Below are 25,043 nucleotides of genomic sequence, written 5' to 3' on the forward strand. Positions count from 1 at the left end.
TTCATGACGGGTCAAGCGCAAGCCGGCCGGCCAATCAAGTTACTGCGCAATCTGAATGCCAAGATTGCATCCATCCCGATGATCCTGACGGCGTTGGTGATCTTTGTCGGCGGCACATTCTGGACGGTCTTTTATTCCTTTACCAATTCCAAGCTCCTCCCGCGGTTGAGCTTCGTCGGCATCGATCAGTATGAGCGCCTTTGGGCGGCACCTCGCTGGGTGACGGCGATCGAGAATCTGGCGCTCTATGGCGTGCTCTCGCTGATCTTCAGCCTTGTCATCGGCTTTGTGCTCGCCGCGCTGATGGATCAGAAGATCCGTTTCGAAAACACCTTCCGCACTATTTTCCTCTATCCCTTCGCGCTGTCTTTCATCGTGACGGGGCTCGTGTGGCAATGGGTTCTGAACCCGGACTTTGGCGTGCAGTCGGTGGTGCGTTCGCTCGGCTGGACGAGCTTCACCTTCAATCCGCTCTATACGCCTGAAATCGTCATTTACGGTATTCTGATCGCGGCGCTGTGGCAGGGGACCGGATTGGTCATGTGCCTGATGCTCGCCGGCCTGCGCGGCATCGACGAGGATATCTGGAAGGCCGCGCGCGTTGACGGCATCCCGATGTGGAAGACCTATCTGCTCATCGTCATTCCGATGATGCGGCCTGTGTTCATCACGACGATCGTCATCATCGCTTCCGGTATCGTCAAGGTCTACGACCTCGTGGTGGCACAGACGTCGGGCGGCCCCGGCATCTCCTCGGAAGTGCCGGCGAAATACGTCTATGATTACATGTTCCAGGCGCAGAACCTGGGGCAGGGCTTTGCCGCCTCGACGATGATGCTGGTCACAGTCGCCATCATCATCGTTCCGTGGGCCTATCTGGAATTCGGAGGAGGGCGCAAGCGTGGCTAATATTGCAACTCTCAACACCACGGCGGCCGGTATCGATGCCGTTTCGGGGAGGCTCGGCGACGGACCAACCGGCCCAAAGCCGCGCCCGGCGCTGTCGCCACGCAACATCATGCTCTACGGCACGCTGACCATCGCGGCGCTCTACTATCTGCTGCCGCTCTATGTGATGGTGGTGACGTCGTTGAAGGGCATGCCGGAAATCCGCCTCGGCAACATCTTCTCGCCGCCGATGGAAATCACCTTCGAGCCCTGGGTGAAAGCCTGGGCGGAGGCCTGCACGGGCTTGAACTGCGATGGCCTGTCGCGCGGCTTCTGGAATTCGGTGCGCATCACCGTGCCGTCGGTCATCATCTCGATCGCCATCGCCTCGGTAAACGGCTATGCGCTGGCAAACTGGCGCTTCAAGGGATCCGAGCTTTTCTTCTCGATCCTCATCATCGGGGCGTTCATTCCCTATCAGGTGATGATCTATCCGATCGTCATCATCCTGCGCGAAATCGGCATTTACGGTACGCTGACCGGCCTCGTCATCGTGCATTCGATCTTCGGCATGCCGATCCTGACGCTGCTGTTCCGCAACTATTTCGTGTCGCTGCCGGAAGAACTGTTCAAGGCGGCGCGCGTCGACGGCGCGGGTTTCTGGCAGATCTTCCTGAAGATCATGCTGCCGATGTCGCTGCCGATCTTCGTCGTGGCGATGATCCTGCAGGTGACCGGCATCTGGAACGACTTCCTGTTCGGCGTGGTCTTCACCCGGCCGGATACCTATCCGATGACTGTGCAGCTCAACAACATCGTCAATTCCGTCCAGGGCGTGAAGGAATACAACGTCAACATGGCGGCGACGATCCTGACCGGCTTGGTGCCGCTGATCGTCTATTTCGTCTCCGGACGGCTTTTCGTTCGCGGCATCGCCGCCGGCGCAGTGAAGGGGTGATCACATGAACATGAATTCTACTGTCTCCAATTCGAGCGTCTCGATCAGGGATCTGTCGCTGAACTTCGGATCGGTCAGCGTGCTGAAGGATCTCAATCTCGACATCAACGACGGCGAATTCCTTGTGCTGCTCGGCTCATCCGGCTGCGGCAAGTCGACCTTGCTGAACTGCATTGCCGGCTTGCTCGATGCTTCCGAAGGCCAGATCTTCATCAAGGGCAAGAACGTCACTTGGGAGGAGCCGAAGGACCGCGGCATCGGGATGGTCTTCCAGTCCTACGCGCTCTATCCGCAGATGACGGTCGAAAAGAATCTCTCCTTCGGTCTTCGCGTTGCCAAGGTGCCGCAGGCCGAGATCGACAAGCGCGTGGCGCGCGCGGCCGAGATCCTGCAGATCCAGCCGCTCCTGAAGCGCAAGCCGGCCGAACTTTCCGGCGGTCAGCGGCAGCGCGTCGCCATTGGCCGGGCGCTGGTGCGCGATGTCGACGTGTTCCTGTTCGACGAGCCGCTGTCCAACCTCGACGCCAAGCTGCGCTCGGAGCTGCGCGTCGAAATCAAGCGCCTGCACCAGTCGCTGCAGAATACGATGATCTACGTCACCCACGACCAGATCGAGGCGCTGACGCTCGCCGACCGTATCGCCATCATGAAGAGCGGCATCATCCAGCAGCTCGACGATCCGACGACGATCTACAACCGGCCGCGCAACCTCTTCGTCGCCGGGTTCATCGGCTCGCCGTCGATGAATTTCCTGCGTGGCGAGCTGGTCAAGACGGCCGAGGGGATCGCCTTTACGGCCAACGGCGTCAACTTCTCGCTGGCTGCCTATGACGCCAACGAGGCACTGCAGCCCGGCCGCAAGGTGGTGCTCGGCGTTCGTCCCGAGCACATCAAGGTTAACGAGAACGCCGGCGGCGAGGAACATGACGCGACCGTCGACATCGAGGAGCCGATGGGCGCGGACAATCTTCTGTGGCTGAAACATGCCGGTCACACGATGTCGGTCCGCGTCAACGGCGCCCGCCGCTTTAACGTCGGCGCCAAGGTGAAGCTCAGCTTCGACATGACGGTTGCCTCGCTGTTCGATGCCGAGAGCGAGTTGCGGCTTTAGAGGGTTCTGCGGACGGGGGCCGGGGATGGCGCCGCCGCCTGCTTGCCGTAGGGCTGTTTGAATGAATTCGACCGACGCTCCACCCAAGCTGGCGCGAGCTTGGCAAGAGGCCAACTCCGCTCTCCGTCATCCTCGGGCTTGACCCGAGGATCCATGCTCGCGGCGGTCGTCGGATGCCGAGTAGATGCTCGGGTTAAGCCCGAGCATAACGGAGGCGAAGGGGGCGCAGCGAACGACAATTGCCGACGGCGGCTCTGCGCCGTCCATCTTAAAAACGTGAATCGGAAATGAAATTGTGACGCAACAACCGCCCCCCTTCAACATTGACCTTTCCGGTTCGTGGCAGCTGACCTCCGTCGATGGCGAGATCAAAAGCGTCATCACGCTGCCGGGCGACGTGCATACGGCGCTTTATCGCGCGGCCCTGATCCCCGATCCCTATTTCGGCCGCAACGAGGAGAAAGTGCAGTGGGTCGCCGAGCGCGAATGGGCAGTCGAGCGCAGCTTCACGCTGCAAGAGGCCGAGGGCGACTGGTATCTCGATATCGACTATCTCGACACAGTCGCCTCCGTTTATGTCAACGGCTTCCTGGCACTCGAAGCCGACAACAGCTTCCGCCGCTATCGGCCCGACGTGTCGAGCATGCTGAGATCCGGCGACAACGTCATCCGCATCGTGTTTGCCTCCAACCCCGCCGTCGGCGCCGAGCGGCAGAAGCAGCAGCCCTTCTATGTTCCTTACAGCACGGGCAATTCGCCGATCCCGGACGGCAACATGCTGCGCAAGCCGCAATGCCATTTCGGCTGGGACTGGAATATCGCCATTGCGCCGCTCGGCCTTTACGGCACGATCGCCCTGAAAAGGCTTGAGAGCGCACGCATCGAACATGTCGTCACCCGCCAGACGCATAATCTCGACGGTTCGGTCGATCTGACGGTCACGGCAACGCTGTATTCGAAGGGGCCAAGCATTGCCCAGGTCTATTTCGATCTCGATGGCGAGCGGGTGCGCCTCGATGTCGGCGTCCATGGCGAGACCCATGTCAACCATCTCTTCCACATCGACAAGCCGCGCCTCTGGTGGCCTTCCGGCAGCGGCGAGCAGGCGCTCTATATGCTTTCCGTCGAGCTGTCCGACGAGGCGGTGACGAGGCAGATCGGCCTTCGCACCATCGAGCTGATCACCACCCCGGATGCGTCAGGCGCCCGTTTCGCCTTCAAGGTCAACGGCCGCGAGATCTTCTGCCGCGGCGCCAACTGGATCCCCGCGGACGCGCTCTATTCACTCTCCTCGCCGGAGAAGACAGAAGACCTGCTGCAATCGGCGAAAGCCGCCAACATGAATATGATCCGCGTCTGGGGCGGCGGCTTCTACGAGCAGGATCATTTTTACGATCTCTGCGACCGGCTGGGCCTGATGGTTTGGCAGGACTTCATGTTCGCCTGCAACCTCTATCCCTCGACCGAAGACTTCCTCGAGAACGTGGCGATCGAGGTGAATTACCAGGTGCGCCGGCTTTCCTCGCACCCTTCGATCGCGCTTTGGTGCGGCGACAACGAGCTGGTCGGGGCGCTGACCTGGTTCGAGGAATCGAGGAAGGATCGCGATCGCTATCTCGTCTCCTATGATCGGCTCAACCGGACGATCGAGCAGGCGGTGAAGAAGGCGCTGCCCGGCGCGCTCTGGTGGCCGTCGAGCCCGGCTTCCGGCTATCTCGATTTCGGCGATGCCTGGCATGCCGATGGCTCGGGCGACATGCATTACTGGTCGGTCTGGCACGAGAACAAGTCATTCGACAATTACCGATCGGTGCGGCCGCGCTTCTGCTCGGAATTCGGCTTCCAGTCCTATACCTCGCTGCCTGTCATCAGGACCTATGCCGAGGAGAAGGATATGAATATCGCTTCTCCCGTCATGGAACTGCATCAGAAGAATGCCGGGGGCAACGAGCGCATCGCCGGCACGATGTTCCGCTATTTCCGCTTCCCCAAGGATTTTCCGAATTTCGTCTATCTCTCCCAAATCCAGCAGGGCCTGGCGATCAAGACGGCGGTGGAATATTGGCGTTCGCTGAAACCCCATTGCATGGGCACGATCTACTGGCAGCTCAACGACACCTGGCCGGTCGCCTCCTGGTCGAGCCTCGATTATGGCGGACGCTGGAAGGCGATGCATTATCTCGTCAAGCGCTTCTTCCAGCCGGTGGCGGTCGCGGCCATTCCTTCCGAGGACGGCAAGACGATCCGCTTCTCGCTGGTCAACGACACGCTCGCCGATGTCAGCGTCGATCTTTCGATCTCGGTTCTGACGATGAAAGGCGAGCGGAAGCACCTGAAAGATGTGCAGGCGGTCTGCTCTCCGGATGCGGCGGTGACGGCCGCGACCATCGACGTTGCAGAAATCGGCGAGGGAACGCTGCTTGCCTGGCGTTTCACTGCCTCGAACGGCATGGGCGGCGAGGGGCACCACGTCAACGGCACCTACAAGGCGCTGGAGCTGGAGCCGTCAGGGCTTGTCGTCACGCATGAATATGTCGAGACGAGCGGCGCGATCGACATCAACGTCACCGCTAAGGGACTTGCGCTCTTCGTGATGATCGAGAGCGAGACGGACGGCAAATATTCCGACAATGCCTTCGATCTTGCGGCCGGAGAAAGCCGCCGCATCACCTTCACCCCGGCAGAGCCGCTTGAACGCGGCAAGCTGCCGGATTTCCGGTTCTACGACCTGCATTCCTGCCAATCGGCGGATTGATCCTTCCCAAGCGAGGGCACGAGGCCCAAGGAGAATATGATGACGAAACTCAGCTACCAGCTCTACAGCGCGCGTAATTTCCAGCCCTATTCGGCAATTTTCGAGAAGCTCGGCAAGGCGGGCTATGCGGAAGTCGAGGGCTTCGGAGGCATCTATGCCGACCTCGACGATGCCGGCTTGAAGAGCCTTCGCGCCGAGCTCGACAAGAACGGCCTCGTCATGGCGAGCGGCCATTTCAGCCCTGATTTCCTGGAAAAGGACGTTCAGAAATCGCTCAACATCGCCAAGATTCTCGGCGTGGATTCGATCTATGCGCCGCATCTGGCGGCCGACCAGCGTCCCGCCGACGCCGCCGGCTGGACTGCTTTCGGCAGGCGCCTGCAGGAGATGAGCAAGCCTTACAAGGACGCCGGCTACGAGTTCGGCTGGCACAATCATGATTTCGAGTTCGTCAAGCTCGCCGACGGCTCGCTGCCGATCGAGCGCATTTTCGAAGGCGCGCCTGACATTTCCTGGGAAGCCGATATCGCCTGGGTCATCCGCGGCGACGCCGATCCCTTCGCCTGGATCGAGAAACTCGGACCGCGCATCACCGCAGTTCACGTCAAGGACATTGCGCCGGCAGGCGAAGCGAAGGACGAGGACGGCTGGGCTGACGTCGGCCATGGCAAGGTCGAGTGGGCCAAGTTGATTGCAGCGCTTCGCGGCACCAGGGCCAAGCATTTCGTCGTCGAACATGACAATCCTAATGACATCGACCGCAACATCAGCCGCTCGATCGCATCCTTCCAGACTTATTGAGGCACATCATGACCAGGGAACTTGGCGTCGGCATCATCGGATGCGGCAACATCTCCACTACCTATTTCTCGCTCGCACCGCTCTTCAAAGGGCTGAAGGTGCTGGCCTGCGCCGATATCAACGTGCAGGCCGCTGAGGCCCGCGCCAAGGAATATGGCGTGAAGGCACAGACGATCGAGGCGCTTCTCGCCAATGACGAGATCGACGTCGTCGTCAACCTGACGATCCCGGATGCGCATTTTCCGGTGTCGAAAGCGATCCTCGAAGCCGGAAAACATGTCTATTCGGAAAAGCCGCTGGTGCTTTCGCTGGAGCAGGGTGAGGAGCTTCGCCGCATCGCCAAGGCGAAGAATCTCGCCGTCGGCTGCGCGCCGGACACCTTCCTCGGCGGCGCCCATCAGCTTGCCCGCAAGTTCATCGACGACGGCGGCATCGGCCGGGTCACCTCGGGGGCCTGCTATGTGATGAGCCCCGGCATGGAGATGTGGCATCCGAACCCGGACTTCTTCTTCCTGCCAGGCGGCGGCCCGATCCTCGATCTCGGCCCCTATTACATCGCCAACCTGATCAACCTGATCGGGCCGGTGAAGCGCGTCGGCGCCATGACCTCGATGGCATCGGAGACCCGCACGATTACCAGCCAACCGCGCCATGGAGAGATCATCCCGGTCAAGACGCCGACGACGATCCAGGCGCTGCTCGAATTCGTCAACGGAGCCACGGTGACGCTGTCGGCAAGCTGGGACGTATGGTCGCATCGCCATGCCAACATGGAACTCTACGGCACCGACGGCTCGCTCTACGTGCCGGACCCGAACTTCTTCGGCGGCACCGTCGAGGCAAGCGGCCGCGACAAGGATATCAAGCCGCTGGAATACTGGGACCATCCCTTCGGCAAGATCAACCAGGAAAGCCCAAACGGTTCGCGAGCCAACTACCGCACAGCCGGCCTTGCCGATATGGCGATGTCGCTGATCGAGGGACGTGACGCACGCTGCTCGCTCGACCGCACGCTGCACGGCGTCGACGTCATGACCTCGATCCTGAAATCGGGCGAGGAGGGCCGTTTCATCGATCTCACCACGACCTGCACCCAGCCGGCGGCACTTGGCATCGAAGAGGCGCAGGCGCTGTTGAAGTGATTGAGGCCCGCGCCGTGCGCTTGCCGTATCGGCGCGGTTGTTCCAATAGTCTCGTCATCCTCGGGCTTGTCCCGAGGATTTGCCGCGCTTTCAGTAGATCCTCGGGACAAGCCCGAGGATGACGGCGTCGGACCGTGGACACGTTTTTAGCTTTCGGCCGCCACTTAGGGCGGATACGAAGGGGAAGCGATTTAAGACAGGTTCAGGAGACCTTCAGATGAGCTGGCAGCCGGCCGAAGACCGCTATTCGAAGATGAAATATAACCGCACGGGCCGTTCCGGCCTGAAGATTCCCGCCGTTTCCCTCGGTCTCTGGCACAATTTTGGCGGCGACACGCCGCATGATCGCAAGATCGACATGTGCCGCACGGCCTTCGATCTCGGCATCACCCATTTCGACCTCGCCAATAATTACGGCCCGCCTCCCGGCAGCGCCGAGACCGCTTTCGGCGAGATCCTGCGGTCCGAGTTTTCCGGGCTTCGCGACGAGCTGATCATCTCCTCGAAAGCCGGCTACGACATGTGGCCGGGTCCTTATGGCGAATGGGGCAGCCGCAAGTACCTGATCGCCTCCTGCGACCAGAGCCTGAAGCGCATGGGCCTCGACTATGTCGATATCTTCTATTCGCATCGTTTCGACCCAGACACGCCGCTCGAGGAAACCTGCGGCGCGCTCGACCATATCGTCCGCTCCGGCCGGGCGCTCTTTGTCGGCATCTCCTCCTACAATTCGCAGCGCACCCGCGAAGCGGCCGCGATTCTCAAGGATCTCGGCACGCCCTGCCTGATCCACCAGCCGAGCTATTCGATGCTCAACCGCTGGGTCGAAGACGACAGGCTGCTCGATACGCTTGACGAAGTCGGCATGGGTTCGATCGTGTTCTCGCCGCTGGCCCAGGGCATGCTGACCACGAAGTATCTCGGCGGTATCCCAGCCGACAGCCGCGCAGCCCAGAACCATTTCCTGAAGCGCGACTTCATCCGTCCATCGATCATCGACAATATCGGCAAGCTCAACGCGATTGCCGAAAGGCGCGGTCAGACGCTGGCGCAGATGGCGATCGCCTGGGTGTTGCGCGGCGGCCGCGTGACCTCGGCTCTGATCGGCGCCAGCCGCTCGTCACAGATCATCGATTGCGTCAAGGCGCTGGATAATCTTGAATTCAAGACCGAGGAACTGGCCGAGATAGACGTCTACGCACGCGAGGCGGACATCAATCTCTGGGCGAAGTCGGCGGAGCGGGAATAGGGAAGGTCGGGCAATTTAAGATCCGGAGTTCGGGCAGTTGGTTGCCACACCCTCCTTCATCTCTGTGAACTCAGGCATGCCCGAGGGATGTCACAGAGATCCACCCATCCTAAGTCCTTGGGCTGAAGGGACTCCTTCGCCGCGCAGACGCGCGGCGGCTGGATTCCTGTGACCAGCACAGGAATGAGGGCGAGAAGTGAGCCCCGTATATGACGTACGTACCACAAAATACTCTAGGAGGAGGCCGCAACTATGATCCGCAATCCCATCCTGCCCGGGTTCAACCCCGATCCGTCGATCTGCCGCGTCGGCGCGGATTATTATATCGCCACCTCCACCTTCGAGTGGTATCCCGGCGTGCAGATCCACCATTCACGCGATCTGGTAAACTGGACGCTGGTGCGCCGGCCACTCGAGCGGCGGTCGCAACTCGACATGCGGGGGAACCCTGACAGTTGCGGCATCTGGGCGCCGTGCCTTTCCTATGCCGACGGGCAGTTCTGGCTTGTTTATACCGACGTCAAGCGCTTCGACGGCAATTTCAAGGATGCGCCGAACTACATCGTCACCGCGCCTTCGATCGAGGCCGAATGGTCCGATCCGGTCTATGTCAATTCCTCCGGCTTCGATCCCTCGCTCTTCCACGACGATGACGGCCGCAAGTGGTTCGTCAACATGCAGTGGAACCACCGCACCGAAAGCTTCGGCGGCTCACCGAAATCGCCCGCCTTCGATGGGATCCTGCTGCAGGAATGGGACCCGGTAGCGAAGGCGCTGAAGGGGCCGATCAAGAACATCTTTGCCGGCAGTCCGCTTGGCCTCGTCGAAGGCCCGCATCTCTTCAAAAAGAACGGCTGGTATTACCTGACGACTGCCGAAGGCGGTACCGGCTACGACCACGCCGTCACCATGGCACGCTCGCGCCGCATCGAAGGGCCTTATGAGATGCATCCCAACATGCATCTCATCACCTCCAAGGATCACCCCGGTGCGGTGCTGCAGCGGGCCGGCCACGGCCAATACGTCGAGACGCCGGATGGTCAGGCCTATCACACCCATCTCTGCGGCCGGCCGCTGCCGCCGAAGCGGCGCTGCACGCTGGGGCGCGAGACGAGCCTGCAGAAATGCGTCTGGCGCGACGATGACTGGCTCTATCTCGAAAATGGAACTCGCGTGCCTGATGTCGATGTGCCGAGTCTTTTTGGTGCTGCGCCGGTGGAAAAGCCGATGCGCAGTGAATACAGTTTCGATGGTACGGCGCTGCCGACTGATTTCCAGTGGCTGCGCACGCCCGAGCCGCAACGTATCTTCAACCAGACGGACCGTCCGGGCCATCTCCGGTTGATCGGGCGCGAAAGCATCGGTTCCTGGTTCGAACAGGCATTGGTAGCCCGCCGGCAGGAGCATCACAGCTTCCGCGCCGAGACGGTGATCGAGTTTTCGCCCGACACCTATCAGCAGGTCGCGGGGCTGACACATTATTATAACCGCCACAAGTTCCACGCGCTCGCCGTCACGCTGCATGAAACACTCGGCCGCTGCGTCACCATCCTTTCCTGCAATGGCGACTATCCGAACGGACGCCTGAGCTTTCCGGCTGAAAGCGGGGTGGCGATCGCCGCCGAGGGCCGCGTTCAGCTCGCCATGGAGATTCGCGAGAACGACCTGCAGTTCTTCTGGCAGACCGAAGGCAAGGGCGCCTGGCAGCCGATCGGCCCGGTGCTGGACGCCGGGATGATCTCCGACGAGGGTGGACGCGGCGAACACGGCTCCTTCACCGGCGCTTTCGCCGGCCTGTTTGCCTTCGACACGTCGGGGCGGGGAAAGGTCGCGGATTTTGATTGGTTTAATTACGAGGAGTTGTGAGGGTGGCTCGGCTACGGGGAACCGATAAAAAGAAAGCCGGCGCAGCGGCCGGCTGAGACGAACGCGGCTGGACAGGTGATACTCGCCGGCTCCAAACACTTCGTGACTGAACAATAACTTTCACTACAAGCCGAGGCAGCGGTAAAGGGCGCAACAAGAACGCCGAAGAACGGCTCCGCAAAGGGATGGGCGGCGGGGCGGATGCCGGTGCTTGCCTCGGCTCTCTTATCGGGCATCAAGATCACCATATGATGACATTCCGAACCGGCTGTTACCTTTCTTTTCCCCGGGTTGGTCATTGCGATGATAGTCGAAAAGCTGGCATCTTGGCCATATCTCCAGCGGGTGACTCCGTCGTCGCCAGTAACGGTGTTGGCGCTGCGTGAATGCAGTGTTCACGTTCCCGAAGGATGTCAAATCGTCACAGACGAACTATATAGCGGGCCGAATACTTCGAGAATCCTTAAGAGTTCCGCATGGCGCCCATTATTTCCGTTCAGAACCTGACCAAGACCTATGCCAATGGGTTCGAGGCCCTGAAAGGCATCAACCTCGACGTGGAGAAGGGCGAGATTCTGGCGCTGCTCGGACCGAACGGCGCCGGCAAGACGACGCTGATCTCGATCATCTGTGGCATCGCCAATCCGAGCGGGGGGCAGGTGCTGGTCGCCGGTCACGACGTCGTCAAGGATTTCCGCGCCACGCGTTCCATGATCGGGCTTGTGCCGCAGGAACTGATGACCGATCAGTTCGAGACAGTGTTCAATACGGTGAGCTTTTCCCGTGGGCTGCATGGCAAGAAGGCCAACCCCGCCCATATCGAGAAGGTGCTGCGGGCGCTCTCGCTCTGGGACAAGAAGGACAACATGCTGCGCCAGCTCTCCGGCGGCATGAAGCGGCGTGTGCTGATCGCCAAGGCGCTCTCCCACGAGCCGGAGATCCTTTTCCTCGACGAGCCGACCGCCGGCGTCGACGTGACGCTGCGCAAGGATATGTGGAATGTCGTCGAGCAGCTGCGGGCTTCCGGTGTCACCATCATCCTGACAACACATTACATCGAAGAGGCCGAGGAGATCGCCGACCGGGTCGGCGTCATCAACGGCGGGCAATTGCTGCTCGTCGAGGACAAGGCGGCGCTGATGGCCAAGCTTGGCCGCAAGCAACTCATTCTCGATCTCATCGAACCGCTCGAGCGGCTGCCGGACTGCTTTGCCGGCAACGGATTGACGCTGGAAGCTGATGGCTGCCGGCTGACTTATGATTTCGATACCGATAATGAGCAGGAGAGCATCGCGACCCTGCTAACCCGGCTGAGCGAGAACAATATCCATTTCAAGGATCTCTCGACGCGGCAGAGTTCGCTCGAAGACATCTTCGTGGCGCTGGTGGGAGCGGCAAAATGAACGTCGAAGCAATCAAATCGATCTATTTCTTCGAGATGGCGCGCACGCGCCGCACCCTGCTGCAGAGCGTGATCTCGCCGGTAATTTCGACATCGCTCTATTTCATCGTCTTCGGCGCGGCGATCGGCTCCCGCATACAGGAAGTGGAGGGGGTATCCTACGGCGCCTTCATCACACCCGGCCTGATCATGCTGACGCTGCTCGGCCAGTGCATCAGCAACGGCTCCTTCGGCATCTATTTCCCGAAATTCACCGGCACGATCTACGAGGTGCTGTCGGCGCCGGTGGCGATGACGGAAATCCTGCTCGGTTATGTCGGGGCGGCGGCGACCAAGGGGATGATCATCGGTTTCATTATCCTGCTGACTGCCAATCTTTTTGTCGACGTCAGGATCGAGCATCCTTTCATGATGATCCTGTTCTTCCTGCTGACGGCCGTCACCTTCAGCTTGTTCGGCTTTATGATCGGCATCTGGGCCGGTAATTTCGAGCAGCTGAATCTTATTCCGATGCTGGTGGTGCCGCCCCTGACCTTCCTCGGCGGCAGCTTCTACTCCATCAACATGCTACCGCCCTTCTGGCAGGCAGTCAGTCACTTCAATCCAGTCCTCTATCTCGTCAGCGGATTCCGCTGGAGCTTCTACGGGATCGCCGATGTCAATCCGGCGACCAGCCTGGCGATGATCACGGTGTTCCTGGCGATCTGCCTCGGCACGCTCGGCTGGATCTTCAAGACCGGTTACCGGCTGCGCAACTGACACTGACCGTGCTCATCGGAAACTCCGATGACGCTATCGATTTCTTCCGTTTTTCTTCCGCTGCGGTCTCGGGCATCTACTGTCTCATTCGAATGGAGATGCGAGATGACTGCTATCAGGATTGAAGGTGTGAAGGTGTTGATCGTCGGCGGCAGTTCCGGCATGGGACTGGCGCTTGCCATGCGCCTGCTTGCCGAGGGAGCGTCGGTGACGATCGTGGGGCGCAGCAGGGAGAAGCTCGCGGCAGCCCGCCGCCACCTCGGCGATCATCCGAACCTTGCGACGCGTGCCGTCGATATAACCCGCGAGCAGGAGGTCGCCGCGCTGTTTCAGGACGGCGAACCACTGGATCATATCGTCAGCACGGCGGCCGATATCGAAGGCGCCTATCAGTTTCTGCCGTCGATCGAGCTTGCGGCGGCGCAGCGGGTGGTCGAAAGCAAGCTTTACGGGCCGCTGCTTCTGGCGAAGCATGGCGCCATCGGCCTGCCGCCAGGGGGATCCATCACCTACACCTCAGGGGTCGCCGCCTATCGACCGGCGGCGCGTGGCGCGGTGGTCGCAGCCGTCAACGCGGCGCTCGAAGGCCTGGTGAGAGCGCTTGCCGTCGAGTTGGCGCCCATCCGTATCAACGCCGTATCACCCGGATGGGTCGATACGCCGATCTGGCGCTTTGTCGCCGGCGACGCCAAGCATGCGACGCTGAACACGATGGCGGAGCGCCTGCCGGTAGGTCGGGTCGGGCAGCCGGAGGATATTGCCGACGCAATCCGTTTTCTCATCGGCAACGGCTTCACTACAGGCACGATCCTGCACGTCGAAGGTGGACATCGGCTGGTTTGACCTGCGAGAGATTTTCGCTTGCCGACTGCAGGATAAGGGCGAGCGCAGGCGGCTGAACGCGCCGGCGCCGCCACGTCATCACCAGCGAAGCGGCTGGCGGTTTGCCCGGCCACGACAATTCGACGATTTCGCCACGCGCCGGAGACAACCCGATCGCGAGGCGCGGGACAAGCCCATAGCCGGTGCCGGAGGCAACGAGGCGAATGATCGTCGCAATACTGTCTGCTTCCGTCGCAATGGGCGGCGGCGTCACGCCCGCTTCTGCAAAGGCCGTATCGAACAGATGGCGATAGACGCAGCCTGCCTCAGTCGCAACAAAGGGTGCGGTACTCAGCGCCGCCAGGCTATCAAATGAGGATAGCTGCGAGTTGTGGCCCGCGATCAACACCAGCGGTTCGCTGCAGATATGGCGCGTCGCGAACCGCTCGTCCTCATGGCCGCGATCGAAAGTGAAGGCGACGTCGATCGAGCCGTGCTGCAAATGCGCGTGCAACTCGCCACTGCCGCCAACCTTGAGTTTGAGAGCAAGGCCAGGGTTCTGCCGACGGAATCTGGAGAGCCAGGGCGCCAGCCTTTCAGCGGCGATGGTTTCGAGCGTGCCCAATATGACCGATTGTTCGGCGTTGCCGGCGGCCGAGCGGACCGCGTCCTTCGCCTCGCCATTCAGCGCCAAGATCTCTTCCGCATAGGCCTTCAAAGCTGCCCCTGCCGGCGTGGGGACGACACCTTGCCGGGATCGAACAAAGAGCTCGGCGCCCAATTCCTCTTCCAACGCCTGTATCTGGTCGCTGAGGCTCGACTGGGCGAGGTTGACCTCGGAAGCGGCGCGCGTGAGGTTTCCGTGGCGGATGACCGCAAGGAATGTCTTCAGTTGTCGTGGGGTCATGTCTGGTTCCGGCATTGCGCAGGCGCAGAATACAAACAAAGAGGACCGAGCGGCAATGAGGACGCGCCGCAATTTTAACACGGAAAATTTCCAGCGTTGCTGTCATCGATCGCGGGGGCAAGGGATGATCATCAGCAGCGTGTTTGAATTCTTCGCGATCGCCACGCTCCTCTGCTTAAATCCACAAGAAAGCAGGTCGCACGACGCCGCAGCACCCGTCAAAGTTACTTATGCCGTGGTCATGGGGCAAAACGAGCCGATCTCTGCTGAGGTATCATGCCCCCCGGATGTTGCTTGCGAGCTTGTCGACCATGCCGATCCCGCCGTCCATCTCGCGATTACGATGTATTCGGACTTGAAGGGGGTGAGCTGCGCATCTATTGCTGGTCTGATCCCCGTTCCTTCAGGGGTTCGCGATCGCGCATCGATTTTTCAAGCCGGCGAGTTACGGCCGACATCTTTAGGCGAGTCTGACTTCGGTATTGCGGTTCCGCTTGTTGTAAGGCGGCGACCTATTTTCGGCGAAGCCCTTGTCTCCTATTGATTGTCTTATCTTGCGCATTTCCCCTCAGGCGCTGTTGACGAGGAGAGCGCCTGAGAGAATGAGGAGGGTGCCGGCGGCGAGCTTGAGTGTGTTGATCTCTGAGGCTTCGCCGAGGTAAAGGGCGCCGATTGCCAGCGTCACCAGCACGTTACAGCTCCAGATCGGCGCGAGTTTCGAGACGGGAACGCCGTAAGCGAAGAGCGCGAAGCTGATCAGGCCGGTACCGAGGGCGAAGCAGGCGCCGGCGGTTGCGGCAAAACCGAGGCCCTCGATGCTCCAGGGAGCGGGGCGCCAGATCAGCGCGGCGACCAAGCCGGCGAGAGCACAGGCGGCGCCGAAGGCGATCAGATAGACGGCGGAGCCTGTGGCGGACATGGCGCTCTGCTTCTGGAAGATGGCGGTAATGCCCCAGAAAATGGCGGGCAGAATGCCGCCGATGACGATCGGCCAGAGTGAATTCATCGCGAAACTCCTGTCGCACTCATAGGTCAAGCCTTCGCCTCAGGCCAAGGCCGATCGAACATGCGGGGTGCCACCAGACTAGGAGTTTCTTCTTGCTCTTTGTGGTCTTGTTGTTTTGCGAGCGAAGGTGACAGATCCGGCCGTTACCGTAAAGTGCGCATTACGCCATTGGCCGCACGGGTTCGCCGGATTGCATTTCCAACAGACGGTGAAACCTCACGTTGACGAGGTGGAAATATTGGTCTAGCCATAGCGGTCATGAAGATCGCTATGGTTCTTGTCGTGGTGATAACGCGCATGGGCAGGATGGTGTAACCATCCGGCGATCGGCCCCATGCGCGGTAAATCAAGCTCCTGACGGGGCTTTTTTTGTGCCCTGAATTTGCGCCTCGCCTCGTCAGACTCTCCCACAAATCTCGCTGACAAGACGGGTAAGACCATGACACGCGACAATTCCGTTCAGACTCCCGGCAACCGCCTGACCGAGAAAACGGTCATGACACCGACAGCGGCGCCCCGACGCACGATCCTTCTCCTGCTGACGGCGCTCTCGGTCTTGCCGGTCAACATATATCTGCCGGCGCTGCCAAACATCGCAATCACGTTTCAGGCCGATTTCGCGCTCGTCAATCTTTCGATTGCGGGTTATGCGATCATCAACGCCGTGACGGAAATTATCGCGGGCGCGATGTCGGATCGCTACGGCCGCCGCCCGGTTGCGCTGATCGCCGTTTCCATTTTCATCGTTGCGTCGATCGGCTGCGCGTTAGCTCCCAATATCGGTGTTTTCCTGTTGTTTCGCGTGATGCAGGCGTCGATCGCCGCCTGCTTCTGCGTTGCCCTCGTCGTCATCAAGGAGACGGCGGGTGACCGCCAGGCCGCCAACAGGATCGGCCACGCCGCCATGGGATGGGCCATCGCGCCGATGCTCGGTCCGAGCTTCGGCGGCGTTCTGGATGAAGCGTTTGGGTGGCGGGCGATCTTCGTCGCTCTGGCGCTGCTTGGCGCAGCCATCCTCGCCATCTCCATGCGCGAGCTGAAGGAAACGGCCGGACACGCCTCAAGATCGAGAGGCAATTACTTTGCTTCCTATCGGCAGCTTCTCAGCTCATCACGGTTCTGGACGTATACGCTGTGCATGGCCTGCTCCACCGGCACTCTCTATATCTTCCTCGGCGGCGCATCCCTGGCCGTTGGTTCGTTCGGCGGATCGAGCGCAAAACTGGGCTTCTTCATGGGAATGGTTCCCGCAGGGTTCATTCTCGGCAGTTATCTCGCTGCCCGATTGGCGGGGAAATCGCTCGGCACCACACTTGTCATTGCGCGCCTGTCGACGTGCATGGGCCTGCTGCTGGGGCTGATCCTGTCGATCTCAGGCGTCACGCATGTCCTGGCGTTTTTCGGACCCTGCATGTTCATCGGCATCGGCAACGGTTTGACCTTTCCCGCCGCCAATCTGGGCGTGATGTCGGTTCGCGCCAATCTCGCAGGTACCGCTGCCGGACTTGCCGCCGCCATGTCGATCGCCGGCGGAGCGCTGATCGCTTCGATCGCCGGACTTTTTCTCCGGGAGGCCGGCGCGATTCCGACGCTGTTCGCGATGTTACTGACATCGGCGTCGCTTGCTTTGTCGGCAGCGCTTTTCGCAGCTTTTATCGACGCTCCTCATCAAGAGCCTGCAGAAAGCGGATCGGGGATAAATTAATCCGCCGGTTCAATCCCGCAGGCGCAATTCGTCGGTCTGCATCTGCATGGAGCCTAGCGTTTCCAGGAAGCTCATGCCGAGCAGGCTCTGGTCGAGTCGGCCGTCCTCGGCGACGCTGGCTGCGACGTTGTTGCGGATGATCGGACCGATCGCCACCTCGTCGAGGGTGATCGGGGCTGCGCGGCTGCGGCCGTTGGCGGTCATGACCCTCATCGAGTAGGTGAGCCCGGTGAGATCGATGCCGATGCGTTCGGCATCCTCGTGCGAGAGCGCCACCATGCTGGAGCCGGTGTCGACAAGCATCTCGACCGTTCGGCCATTGACATTGACGTCGGCTTCGAAATGGCCGCTCAACAGCTTGTGCAGGATGATTTCCTTGCCGCCCTCGCTCGTCGTGACGACGACGGCGTGGCCGGGAACGAGGCCGGCGAGCACGCGGTTGCCGACTCCGAGTGCTTCCTGGCGATAAAGATAGACGGTGACCAGCGTCAGGATGATCACCAGCCAGATCATCATTTGGCGCATGGTTTCACCGACGCGGCGCCGGCTTCCCCAGATGCCGGCCGACAGCATCAGCGCGATCGGCAGCAGGTAAACGACGCGGCCGAAATCGTCGCTTTGCAGGCCGAGGATGCGGCTGCCGTCATTGTTGAGGATCAGCACGGCAAGGCCGATGCCGATCACGACGAGAAAAACAGTCAAACGGATCATCAGAGCCGCTCCGGCTGTTCGGCGAGGTTTGATTTCATGTGGGTCCTTGTGGCAGCCGCGAGCCTCGCCGGCAGCACCGCCATGATCCCGCCGCGTTCGGCATCGGTATAGGTCATCCAGCCGCCAATTTCCTCAAGAGTGCGGCCGCATCCGGCGCAAAAACCGGTGGCTGAAACCATGGAACAGACGTGAATGCAGGGTGTTTGCATGGAGGATATATCGGAGTTTCAAAGAGCCGTGGCAAGGGCGCAAAAAGTGGCGATTTCGCAAATCTGCTGCGTTGCCCCCAGCGTGTCGCCCGTGTGCCCGGCAAGCCGGCGGCGGATGAAGACGGTGCAGGCAAATCCTGCGATGCCGGTGGCGAGCAGGCTGGCGACGAGCGGCTGCAGGCCGAAGGCCGGCCAGATCAAAAGCGCTGCGAGGAGACCGGCCGAAACGAGCGCAAAATGCATCGCCGCCTCATCCGGCTGACCGTTGGAGGCGGCCACGCCATCGGCCTTTGCCGGCGGCAGCCGCTGCCAATGCCAGACGATCGCGCCGCGGCTCAGCGCCGCGACGGCGGGAATGGCAAGGACTGCTGCGAGCGGCGAGGAATGGCGGACAATGGCGGCAAGCGCTGCTGCGCGGATCGCTAAGGAGAGAATGAGCGCGATGGCGCCATAGGTGCCGATCCGGCTGTCTTTCATGATGATGAGGCTCTGCTCGCGGCTCTTGCCGCCGCCGATGCCGTCGGCCGTATCGGCTAAGCCATCTTCGTGCAGCGCGCCGGTGGCAAGAGCCTGGACTGCAAGTGCGACCAATCCGGCCACCAGTGGATCGGCTTGCAGGCCTAGAAGAAGGAGGAGAGCGAGGGCTGGGACAAAGCCGATGAGAAGGCCGGCGAAGGGAAAGGCGCGCACCAGGCGGCCGAGCCTGCCGTCATAGCCGTGGAACAGCGCTGGCGGCATGGGAAGGCGGCTGAGGAAGGCGACGGCGCGGGCGGTATCGACCGCATAATCCTTGATCTTCATTCTGTTTCGTTCTGCCGGAGGCCCCGGCGGCGCTTTTGGTGTTGTTCGCTTCGTTCGCCGGCTTTAAGAGAGAGAGCCACCGCAAAGAAGCTGATTTGCTCGACGCAAACAAGTGGTTTGCGTGAAAACAAGAATAGCCGATTCATAGGAATACCGCACAGATGAGCGTTTCAGGCCTGCCGTTCGACGATTTCCGTACCCTGCTCCGCGACCTGCCGGGGCCGGATGCCCGCGCGCTGGTGGCCGCACGCGAACGCGATGCGCAGCTGACCAAGCCGCCGGGTGCGCTCGGACGGCTCGAAGAAATCGCCTTCTGGCTCGCCGCCTGGACCGGTCGCCCACCGGCCGTCAACCGGCCGCTGGTGGCAATCTTCGCCGGCAATCACGGCGTCACCAGGCACGGCATTACCCCTTTTCCTCCGGCGGTGACGCAGCAGATGGTCGAGAATTTTGCAGCCGGCGGCGCGGCGATCAACCAGATTTGCGTCGCTTATGATCTCGGCCTGAAAGTCTTCGACCTGGCACTCGATTATCCCACAGGCGACATTACCGAGGAGGCGGCTCTGTCCGAGCGTGACTGCGCCGCGACCATGGCCTTCGGCATGGAAGCAATCGCCGGCGGCACCGATCTGCTCTGCATCGGCGAGATGGGCATCGGCAATACGACGATTGCGGCTGCGATCAATTATGCCCTCTATGGCGGTTCGGCGCGCGACTGGGTGGGGCCCGGCACCGGCTCTGAAGGCGACATGCTGGAGCGCAAGATCGCGGCGGTGGAAAAGGCAGTGGCGCTGCATAGCGACCATCTCGATGATCCGCTCGAGATCATGCGGCGGCTCGGCGGGCGCGAGATTGCAGCGATGGCCGGCGCTATTCTTGCCGCCCGCATGGAGCGCATTCCGGTGCTGATTGACGGTTATGTCGCGACTGCCGCGGCTGCGATTCTCAAAGCCGCAAATCCTACCGCGCTCGATCATTGCCTGATCGGCCACGTCTCGGCCGAACCCGGGCATCTGCGCTCGATCGAGATGCTTGGCAAGACGCCGCTTCTGGCGCTCGGGATGCGGCTCGGCGAAGGCACCGGTGCGGCACTGGCCGCCGGCATCGTCAAGGCGGCGGCCGCCTGCCATTCCGGCATGGCAACCTTTGCGCAGGCGGGTGTTAGCGGCAAACATTGAGGCTGCGGCCGGCACCGGCGATGCGGGCTCCGGTTCGCTTGCGCCGTTCAGTCGGATTCGCTATTTGCCTATTGGCTCACCAAAGGGGGAGATGGCGAAGACTTTCCCGGGTCTGGGGCGCAACGGGAAGAGGAGAGGGCGTCTTGACCAAGCCTGCGGTGACGAAAGAGACCGGATTTCGGCATTTCATCGCCGCTGCCAGCTATTCCTGGGCGGGCTTTCTGCGTGTGCTGAAAGAGGCGGCCTTCCGCCAGGAGCTCGGATTTTTCTTCGTGTCGCTCGTGGCGCTGGCGCTGGTCGGGGCAAGCGCCGGCGAGATCGTCGTCGCGGTTCTGCTATTTCTCGGGCTGTTTTCGATGGAGGCGATGAATACAGCCGTCGAGGAAGTGATCGACCGGATTTCGCCGGAGATTTCGATCGTCGGCAAACATGCCAAGGATCTCGGCTCCTTCGCGGTGACCTGCATGATCGCCGCCTGCTGTCTCTATCTCGGATTCGTTCTCGGCAAACACCTGTTTTTTGGTTGAATCAGGCAAAGCTCTTGCGCTTGCGCGCGACGGCCTGAGCCTCTTCGACAGCCGGCAGGCTCTGGAGCACGCGCTTGGCGGGCAGGATGGCGATGACCTCTGTGCCCTCGCGCAGCTTCGATTTCAGCAGGAACTGTCCGTCATGCTTGGCAAGGATCGCCTGGACGATCGGCAGGCCGAGGCCGGTGCCCTGCTCGGCGCTCTTGATGGCGATCGAGCCTTGGCCGAAGGCCGAGAGCACAACGGGAATCTCTTCTTCCGGAATGCCGGGTCCGTTATCCTTGATCGAGATGTACTGGCCGCCGCCGGCCGTCCAGCCGACCTTGACGTGGATTTCGCCGCCCTGCGGCGTGAATTTGACGGCATTGGAGAGAAGGTTGAGCACCACCTGGCGCATCGACTTCTCGTCCGCCCAGATGGCCGGCAACTGCCGCTCGAACTGATCCGAAATGGCGATATTCTTGGCGCGCGCACGCAGCTGGACCATGCCGATGCAATCTTCGGTGATATCGAGAAGCGAGATCGCCTCTTCGCTCAGTTCGTATTTGCCGGCCTCGATGCGCGACAGGTCGAGGATTTCGTTGATGAGATCAAGCAGATGCTGGCCGGAGCGATGAATATCGCCGGCATATTCCTTGTAGGTCGGATTGGCGAGCGGCCCCATGACTTCGGCCGACATCACCTCGGAAAAGCCGAGAATGGCGTTGAGCGGGGTCCTGAGTTCGTGCGACATCGAGGCAAGGAAGCGGGACTTGGCGAGGTTTGCCTCCTCGGCGCGACGACGCGCCTCGTCAGACATCGATTTCGCCACTTCCAGCTCGGCGATCAGGTCGTCTTTCTCCGACTGATAGGAGAGGATCCTGAGGTTCGATTTGAAGAGCCGGTCGCTGATGTAGTTGAAGAAGACCAAGGTGGTCGTGAACAACCCGGTCAGGCTGATTTCGAGGAGGTCGCGCGACAGGCCACTCTTGGCGCCAAGCGCCAGGACCGCCGGTGCGAAGGCGACCAGCACGGCAGGCGTCAGCATGAAATTCGACATCGCCGTGACGGAGAGCGCAATCAGCAATGTTGCGCCCTTATAGAGAATGAAGCTCGACGGCTCGCAGGTGTCGCAGCTCTGCAGCGCGAAGACGGCCCAGCAGCAGCCGACCAGGAACTGGCCGGAGAGCAGCAGGCGGCGCCATTTGCGGGCGCTCTCGGAGGTGATTTCCTGGCGGCGCGCGCGCCGCGCCAACAGAATATTGCCAGTGTGGCAGGTGAGCGTCAGCAGCGCCCAGAAGAGCAATCGAGTATCTTGGGTGAAATAAACGCCGAGGGCGGTAATGATGACGACAAAGAGCGGCATGATCGTCGCGCCCTGCAGCATCGACGCGATGTACATCTTAAGTACATCACGGTCGAAGGAGGAATTGGACGCATGGCCGGACTGAAGACGTTCGCGCGTCTGCCGCACGGCCTTGGAAACGGCCTTGTTGCGGTGGCTGCGCGACCTGTCGACGATAATCTTGTCGGTCGATGTGCTTACGCCGGTACTCATGTGCACGTTGAAACTTCATCCCAGGGTGGATAAGAGCTTAACCGGCAATTCTTAAGAAGATGTTTGCCATCTTTGCCAAGGATTTGTTTTTTAAGGAGGCGAAAGCGTGACACGGGGCCTGCGCCTGATTCGCGACGGCGTAACCGCTTTTGCCCTCCTGGCGCTCCTGGCGCTGATCGCCGCCAAGGTCAACGATACTGCGGCCACAAAGCATGTGGGCGCCTTTCATGCCGCCGATGGCGACAGTCTTTCTTTGGGGCGGGAACGCTTCCGTCTCGAAGGCATCGATGCACCGGAGCTTAATCAGAGCTGCGAGCGGGCGGGAGCGGTCTGGGCTTGCGGGCGCGCTGCGCGCCAGGCGCTGCAGGAGATGGTGCTGGTATCGGGAACGCTTTGCCAGGGCAGCCGGCGCGACCGTTACGAGAGGCTGCTCGTCGTCTGCCGCGATGGAGCAGGCGGAGACATCAATGCCGCCATGGTCCGGCGGGGCATGGCCATCTCCTATGGCGGGTACGGCAAGGAGGAGGCCGAAGCGAGGGTTGCCAAAGCGGGGATGTGGGCCGGAAGTTTCGAGCGGCCGCGCGATGTGCGCGACCATGCCCGCCAGAATTCCGGTTTCGACGCGGCGCTGCGCCTCATCGGGCGGATCGTCGGATGGGAGTAAAGCGATGACCGACGAAGCCGAGCTGGAAACTTTGCGACGTGAAATCGCCGCCTGCCGCATCTGTCGCGACGCGCCGGCAAAGGGCGCCGCGCGGCGGTTGCCGCACGAGCCGCGGCCGGTGGTCGTGATTTCTTCGAACGCCCGCATCCTGATCGCCGGGCAGGCGCCCGGACTTCGCGTGCATGAGAGCGGCCTGCCATTCGACGATGCTTCGGGCGACCGGCTGCGATCGTGGCTCGATGTTGACAGGGCAACATTCTTCGACCGCGACCGGTTCGCCATCGTGCCGATGGGCTTCTGCTTTCCCGGCTACGACGGCAAGAGGGCAGATCTGCCGCCGCGTCGCGAATGTGCGCCGTTCTGGCGGCAAAGAGTCATTTCGGCGATGCCGCAGATCGAACTGGTGCTGGTCATCGGTCAATATGCACAGGCCTGGCATATGGCCGGCGGAAGGCAGGCCGGTATGACCGAGACGGTACGGAGGTGGCGCGACAGCCTTATGTCCGGCCGATCGCCGGCGGTGCTGCCGTTGCCGCATCCGAGCTGGCGCAACAGCGGCTGGCTGAAACGCAATTCCTGGTTCGAGGAAGAATTGCTTCCTGTCTTGCGGGCACGGGCGAAAATGCTGCTTTCCTGAAACAAAATTCTTTTCGTCGCGCGGAATCGAGGTATACAAAGAAAATAATTCGAAAGGACTGACGTGCGCATGGACCGCCTCGACCGAAAAATACTGCGTCTTTTGCAGGAAGATTCGACCCTTGCCGTTGCCGACCTCGCCAAGAAAGTGGGGCTGTCAACGACGCCATGCTGGCGCCGCATCCAGAAAATGGAGGAAGACGGCGTCATAAAGCGTCGGGTTGCCATCCTCGATCCCGAGAAGGTCAACACCAAGGTCACGGTTTTCGTGTCGATTCGCACGGCTACCCACTCGATCGAGTGGCTGCGCCGTTTTTCCGAGGTGGTCGCGGAATTCCCCGAAGTTGTCGAATTCTACCGGATGAGCGGTGATGTCGATTATCTCTTGCGAGTCGTCGTGCCCGATATCGCAGCCTATGACGCCTTTTATAAGCGGATGATCGCAAAGATCGAGATTCGCGACGTCTCCTCCGCCTTCGCGATGGAGCAGATCAAGTATTCGACGCAGTTGCCGCTGGACTACATGATTCTCGAGAACGCCAAGTCCAACGAGGATTGACGCCGGTGTGATTTGCGATTGCGCGAATGTGTCCGGCAGGTTGTATCGGGACGATAGGCGCGGTCGCGTATGTCACGCCTGAGTCTGGCCGCTCAGGCGATTCGACTGCATGCATGAATGTGCAGGGCGAAATGCGGCTTTCCCGAGAAAGCGGTCGCAACTGCAGTAAAAGCCGGAAAAAACGCGAAAAATGGCTCCGTTTTCGCCAAAATCTCTGAAAAGTATATAGCCTAGTAACGATTGCGAGGTTATGGTGTGTGACATCAGTGAGCGTCATGTCATCATTTTGTCTCATTGGTATCGAATTCAGGACACCATGTTCTACACCGCTGCCTTGTATATGTTCATTAGCGGGCGGTAGATTTTAGGCTTTACCAATATGTCCGACAGGGGGTCGGGCGGTGAAGAATTTGACGATGCAGGTAGCGTTTGCGGCCGGCGATGGAGGTTTCCGTCGCGGGACCGCTTGTTGTGTTTTTTTTGGCTAAATATCTGGAGTTGTTGTATAAAAATCACGTTTGCGGGGAAAGTTGCTGAACCTGACCCTTCTCGCCTGCATCGAGAATTGCCTGAGAGAGCCTTGTATGTGATGACGGTTTGGCGGTTCGATCGATCCGCACGCCGAGATGGCTGTTCAAACTGGGCCGGCTTCAAATCGACTACCCGATTGGAAGCCAGCCCCGATCGACAAAGGAATGGATTGGTAAATGAACATCAGAATGGTTTTGCTCGCATCAGCAGCAGCATTTGCTGCATCGACGCCGGTTCTTGCAGCTGACGCTATCGTTGCTGCCGAGCCGGAACCGGTTGAATATGTTCGCGTCTGCGACGCTTACGGCACCGGCTACTT

At 60.7% G+C, this 25,043-nt stretch carries 25 protein-coding genes; 19 read left to right on the forward strand and 6 right to left on the reverse strand.

Features of this window, described 5'->3' with window-relative positions:
• Window positions 1–3 precede the first annotated feature (3 nt).
• The 11 genes from PYR71_RS12585 (at window position 4) to PYR71_RS12635 (ending at window position 13,774) form a co-directional block, all read left to right on the forward strand.
• The gene (locus PYR71_RS12585; protein ID WP_064822201.1) at window positions 4–909 is read left to right on the forward strand and encodes a carbohydrate ABC transporter permease; all 906 of its coding nucleotides are present in this window, start codon (window positions 4–6) and stop codon (window positions 907–909) included.
• Window positions 902–1,846 (forward strand): carbohydrate ABC transporter permease, encoded by a 945-nt coding sequence (locus PYR71_RS12590; RefSeq protein ID WP_275619573.1) that lies wholly within the window; start codon window positions 902–904, stop codon window positions 1,844–1,846. The genes PYR71_RS12585 and PYR71_RS12590 overlap by 8 nt, the downstream gene beginning before the upstream one ends.
• 4 nt (window positions 1,847–1,850) lie before the next feature.
• Window positions 1,851–2,957 (forward strand): ABC transporter ATP-binding protein, encoded by a 1,107-nt coding sequence (locus PYR71_RS12595; RefSeq protein WP_275619574.1) that lies wholly within the window; start codon window positions 1,851–1,853, stop codon window positions 2,955–2,957.
• Window positions 2,958–3,252: 295 nt separating this feature from the next.
• The gene (locus PYR71_RS12600) at window positions 3,253–5,712 is read left to right on the forward strand and encodes a beta-mannosidase (RefSeq protein WP_275619575.1); all 2,460 of its coding nucleotides are present in this window, start codon (window positions 3,253–3,255) and stop codon (window positions 5,710–5,712) included.
• A gap of 39 nt (window positions 5,713–5,751) precedes the next feature.
• Window positions 5,752–6,513, forward strand: a complete 762-nt coding sequence (locus PYR71_RS12605) for a sugar phosphate isomerase/epimerase family protein (protein ID WP_275619576.1) — start codon at window positions 5,752–5,754, stop codon at window positions 6,511–6,513.
• An 8-nt stretch (window positions 6,514–6,521) separates the two neighbouring features.
• Window positions 6,522–7,655: a Gfo/Idh/MocA family protein gene (locus tag PYR71_RS12610; protein ID WP_275619577.1), complete on the forward strand. Its 1,134-nt coding sequence runs from the start codon at window positions 6,522–6,524 to the stop codon at window positions 7,653–7,655.
• A gap of 217 nt (window positions 7,656–7,872) precedes the next feature.
• Window positions 7,873–8,904 carry an L-glyceraldehyde 3-phosphate reductase gene (gene mgrA / locus PYR71_RS12615; RefSeq protein WP_275619578.1) on the forward strand — a complete coding sequence of 344 codons (1,032 nt, stop codon included), beginning with the start codon at window positions 7,873–7,875 and terminating at the stop codon, window positions 8,902–8,904.
• A gap of 252 nt (window positions 8,905–9,156) precedes the next feature.
• Window positions 9,157–10,770 (forward strand): glycoside hydrolase family 43 protein, encoded by a 1,614-nt coding sequence (locus tag PYR71_RS12620; protein ID WP_275619579.1) that lies wholly within the window; start codon window positions 9,157–9,159, stop codon window positions 10,768–10,770.
• Between the two features lie 476 nt (window positions 10,771–11,246).
• Window positions 11,247–12,173, forward strand: a complete 927-nt coding sequence (locus PYR71_RS12625; protein ID WP_275619580.1) for an ABC transporter ATP-binding protein — start codon at window positions 11,247–11,249, stop codon at window positions 12,171–12,173.
• On the forward strand, window positions 12,170–12,931 hold the full coding sequence (locus PYR71_RS12630) for an ABC transporter permease (RefSeq protein WP_004678436.1): 762 nt from the start codon (window positions 12,170–12,172) through the stop codon (window positions 12,929–12,931). The genes PYR71_RS12625 and PYR71_RS12630 overlap by 4 nt, the downstream gene beginning before the upstream one ends.
• A 105-nt stretch (window positions 12,932–13,036) precedes the next feature.
• The gene (locus tag PYR71_RS12635; protein WP_275619581.1) at window positions 13,037–13,774 is read left to right on the forward strand and encodes an SDR family oxidoreductase; all 738 of its coding nucleotides are present in this window, start codon (window positions 13,037–13,039) and stop codon (window positions 13,772–13,774) included.
• On the opposite strand, the gene PYR71_RS12640 is transcribed toward PYR71_RS12635, so the two are convergent.
• Window positions 13,728–14,660, reverse strand: a complete 933-nt coding sequence (locus tag PYR71_RS12640) for a LysR family transcriptional regulator (RefSeq protein ID WP_183913320.1) — start codon at window positions 14,658–14,660, stop codon at window positions 13,728–13,730. The two genes, PYR71_RS12635 and PYR71_RS12640, sit on opposite strands and share 47 nt — an antisense overlap.
• A gap of 124 nt (window positions 14,661–14,784) precedes the next feature.
• On the opposite strand from PYR71_RS12640, the gene PYR71_RS12645 reads away from it, so the two are divergent.
• Complete coding sequence (locus PYR71_RS12645; RefSeq protein WP_275619582.1) at window positions 14,785–15,204, forward strand: hypothetical protein; 420 nt, start codon at window positions 14,785–14,787, stop codon at window positions 15,202–15,204.
• 24 nt (window positions 15,205–15,228) lie between these two features.
• Here the strand turns inward: PYR71_RS12645 and PYR71_RS12650 are convergent, their stop codons facing one another.
• Window positions 15,229–15,666, reverse strand: a complete 438-nt coding sequence (locus tag PYR71_RS12650) for an EamA family transporter (RefSeq protein WP_275619583.1) — start codon at window positions 15,664–15,666, stop codon at window positions 15,229–15,231.
• Between the two features lie 439 nt (window positions 15,667–16,105).
• On the opposite strand from PYR71_RS12650, the gene PYR71_RS12655 reads away from it, so the two are divergent.
• Window positions 16,106–17,371, forward strand: a complete 1,266-nt coding sequence (locus PYR71_RS12655) for an MFS transporter (RefSeq protein WP_275619584.1) — start codon at window positions 16,106–16,108, stop codon at window positions 17,369–17,371.
• Between the two features lie 9 nt (window positions 17,372–17,380).
• On the opposite strand, the gene PYR71_RS12660 is transcribed toward PYR71_RS12655, so the two are convergent.
• From PYR71_RS12660 to PYR71_RS12670, 3 genes are read right to left on the reverse strand one after another with little or no spacing between them, the layout of a single operon-like run.
• Entirely contained in the window at window positions 17,381–18,082 is a 702-nt protein-coding gene (locus PYR71_RS12660; RefSeq protein ID WP_275619585.1) for a TIGR02281 family clan AA aspartic protease, read from the reverse strand.
• Window positions 18,082–18,291 carry a DUF1289 domain-containing protein gene (locus tag PYR71_RS12665; RefSeq protein ID WP_183913328.1) on the reverse strand — a complete coding sequence of 70 codons (210 nt, stop codon included), beginning with the start codon at window positions 18,289–18,291 and terminating at the stop codon, window positions 18,082–18,084. The genes PYR71_RS12660 and PYR71_RS12665 overlap by 1 nt, the downstream gene beginning before the upstream one ends.
• 18 nt (window positions 18,292–18,309) lie before the next feature.
• Complete coding sequence (locus PYR71_RS12670) at window positions 18,310–19,092, reverse strand: adenosylcobinamide-GDP ribazoletransferase (RefSeq protein ID WP_275619586.1); 783 nt, start codon at window positions 19,090–19,092, stop codon at window positions 18,310–18,312.
• A gap of 161 nt (window positions 19,093–19,253) precedes the next feature.
• Here PYR71_RS12670 and cobT point away from each other — a divergent pair, with 161 nt between their 5' ends.
• Together cobT and PYR71_RS12680 are read left to right on the forward strand one after the other, a co-directional pair.
• A complete protein-coding gene (gene cobT / locus PYR71_RS12675) occupies window positions 19,254–20,270 on the forward strand; it encodes a nicotinate-nucleotide--dimethylbenzimidazole phosphoribosyltransferase (RefSeq protein WP_064682377.1) in 1,017 nt (338 codons plus the stop codon).
• A 143-nt stretch (window positions 20,271–20,413) separates the two neighbouring features.
• The gene (locus PYR71_RS12680; RefSeq protein ID WP_275619587.1) at window positions 20,414–20,797 is read left to right on the forward strand and encodes a diacylglycerol kinase; all 384 of its coding nucleotides are present in this window, start codon (window positions 20,414–20,416) and stop codon (window positions 20,795–20,797) included.
• 1 nt (window position 20,798) lies between these two features.
• On the opposite strand, the gene PYR71_RS12685 is transcribed toward PYR71_RS12680, so the two are convergent.
• Window positions 20,799–22,334 (reverse strand): sensor histidine kinase, encoded by a 1,536-nt coding sequence (locus tag PYR71_RS12685; protein ID WP_275619613.1) that lies wholly within the window; start codon window positions 22,332–22,334, stop codon window positions 20,799–20,801.
• 106 nt (window positions 22,335–22,440) lie between these two features.
• On the opposite strand from PYR71_RS12685, the gene PYR71_RS12690 reads away from it, so the two are divergent.
• The 4 genes from PYR71_RS12690 to PYR71_RS12705 all read left to right on the forward strand — a co-directional run.
• Entirely contained in the window at window positions 22,441–22,998 is a 558-nt protein-coding gene (locus PYR71_RS12690) for a thermonuclease family protein (RefSeq protein ID WP_275619588.1), read from the forward strand.
• Between the two features lie 4 nt (window positions 22,999–23,002).
• The gene (locus tag PYR71_RS12695; RefSeq protein WP_275619589.1) at window positions 23,003–23,635 is read left to right on the forward strand and encodes a uracil-DNA glycosylase family protein; all 633 of its coding nucleotides are present in this window, start codon (window positions 23,003–23,005) and stop codon (window positions 23,633–23,635) included.
• A 69-nt stretch (window positions 23,636–23,704) separates the two neighbouring features.
• A complete protein-coding gene (locus PYR71_RS12700) occupies window positions 23,705–24,193 on the forward strand; it encodes an Lrp/AsnC family transcriptional regulator (RefSeq protein ID WP_004678404.1) in 489 nt (162 codons plus the stop codon).
• A gap of 707 nt (window positions 24,194–24,900) precedes the next feature.
• Window positions 24,901–25,043: porin (locus tag PYR71_RS12705; RefSeq protein ID WP_170960099.1), on the forward strand; the 143-nt coding region annotated here is incomplete at its 3' end.

This window comes from Rhizobium mulingense (assembly GCF_029194105.1).
In the GTDB taxonomy this organism is placed as follows: Bacteria; Pseudomonadota; Alphaproteobacteria; order Rhizobiales; family Rhizobiaceae; genus Rhizobium; species Rhizobium mulingense.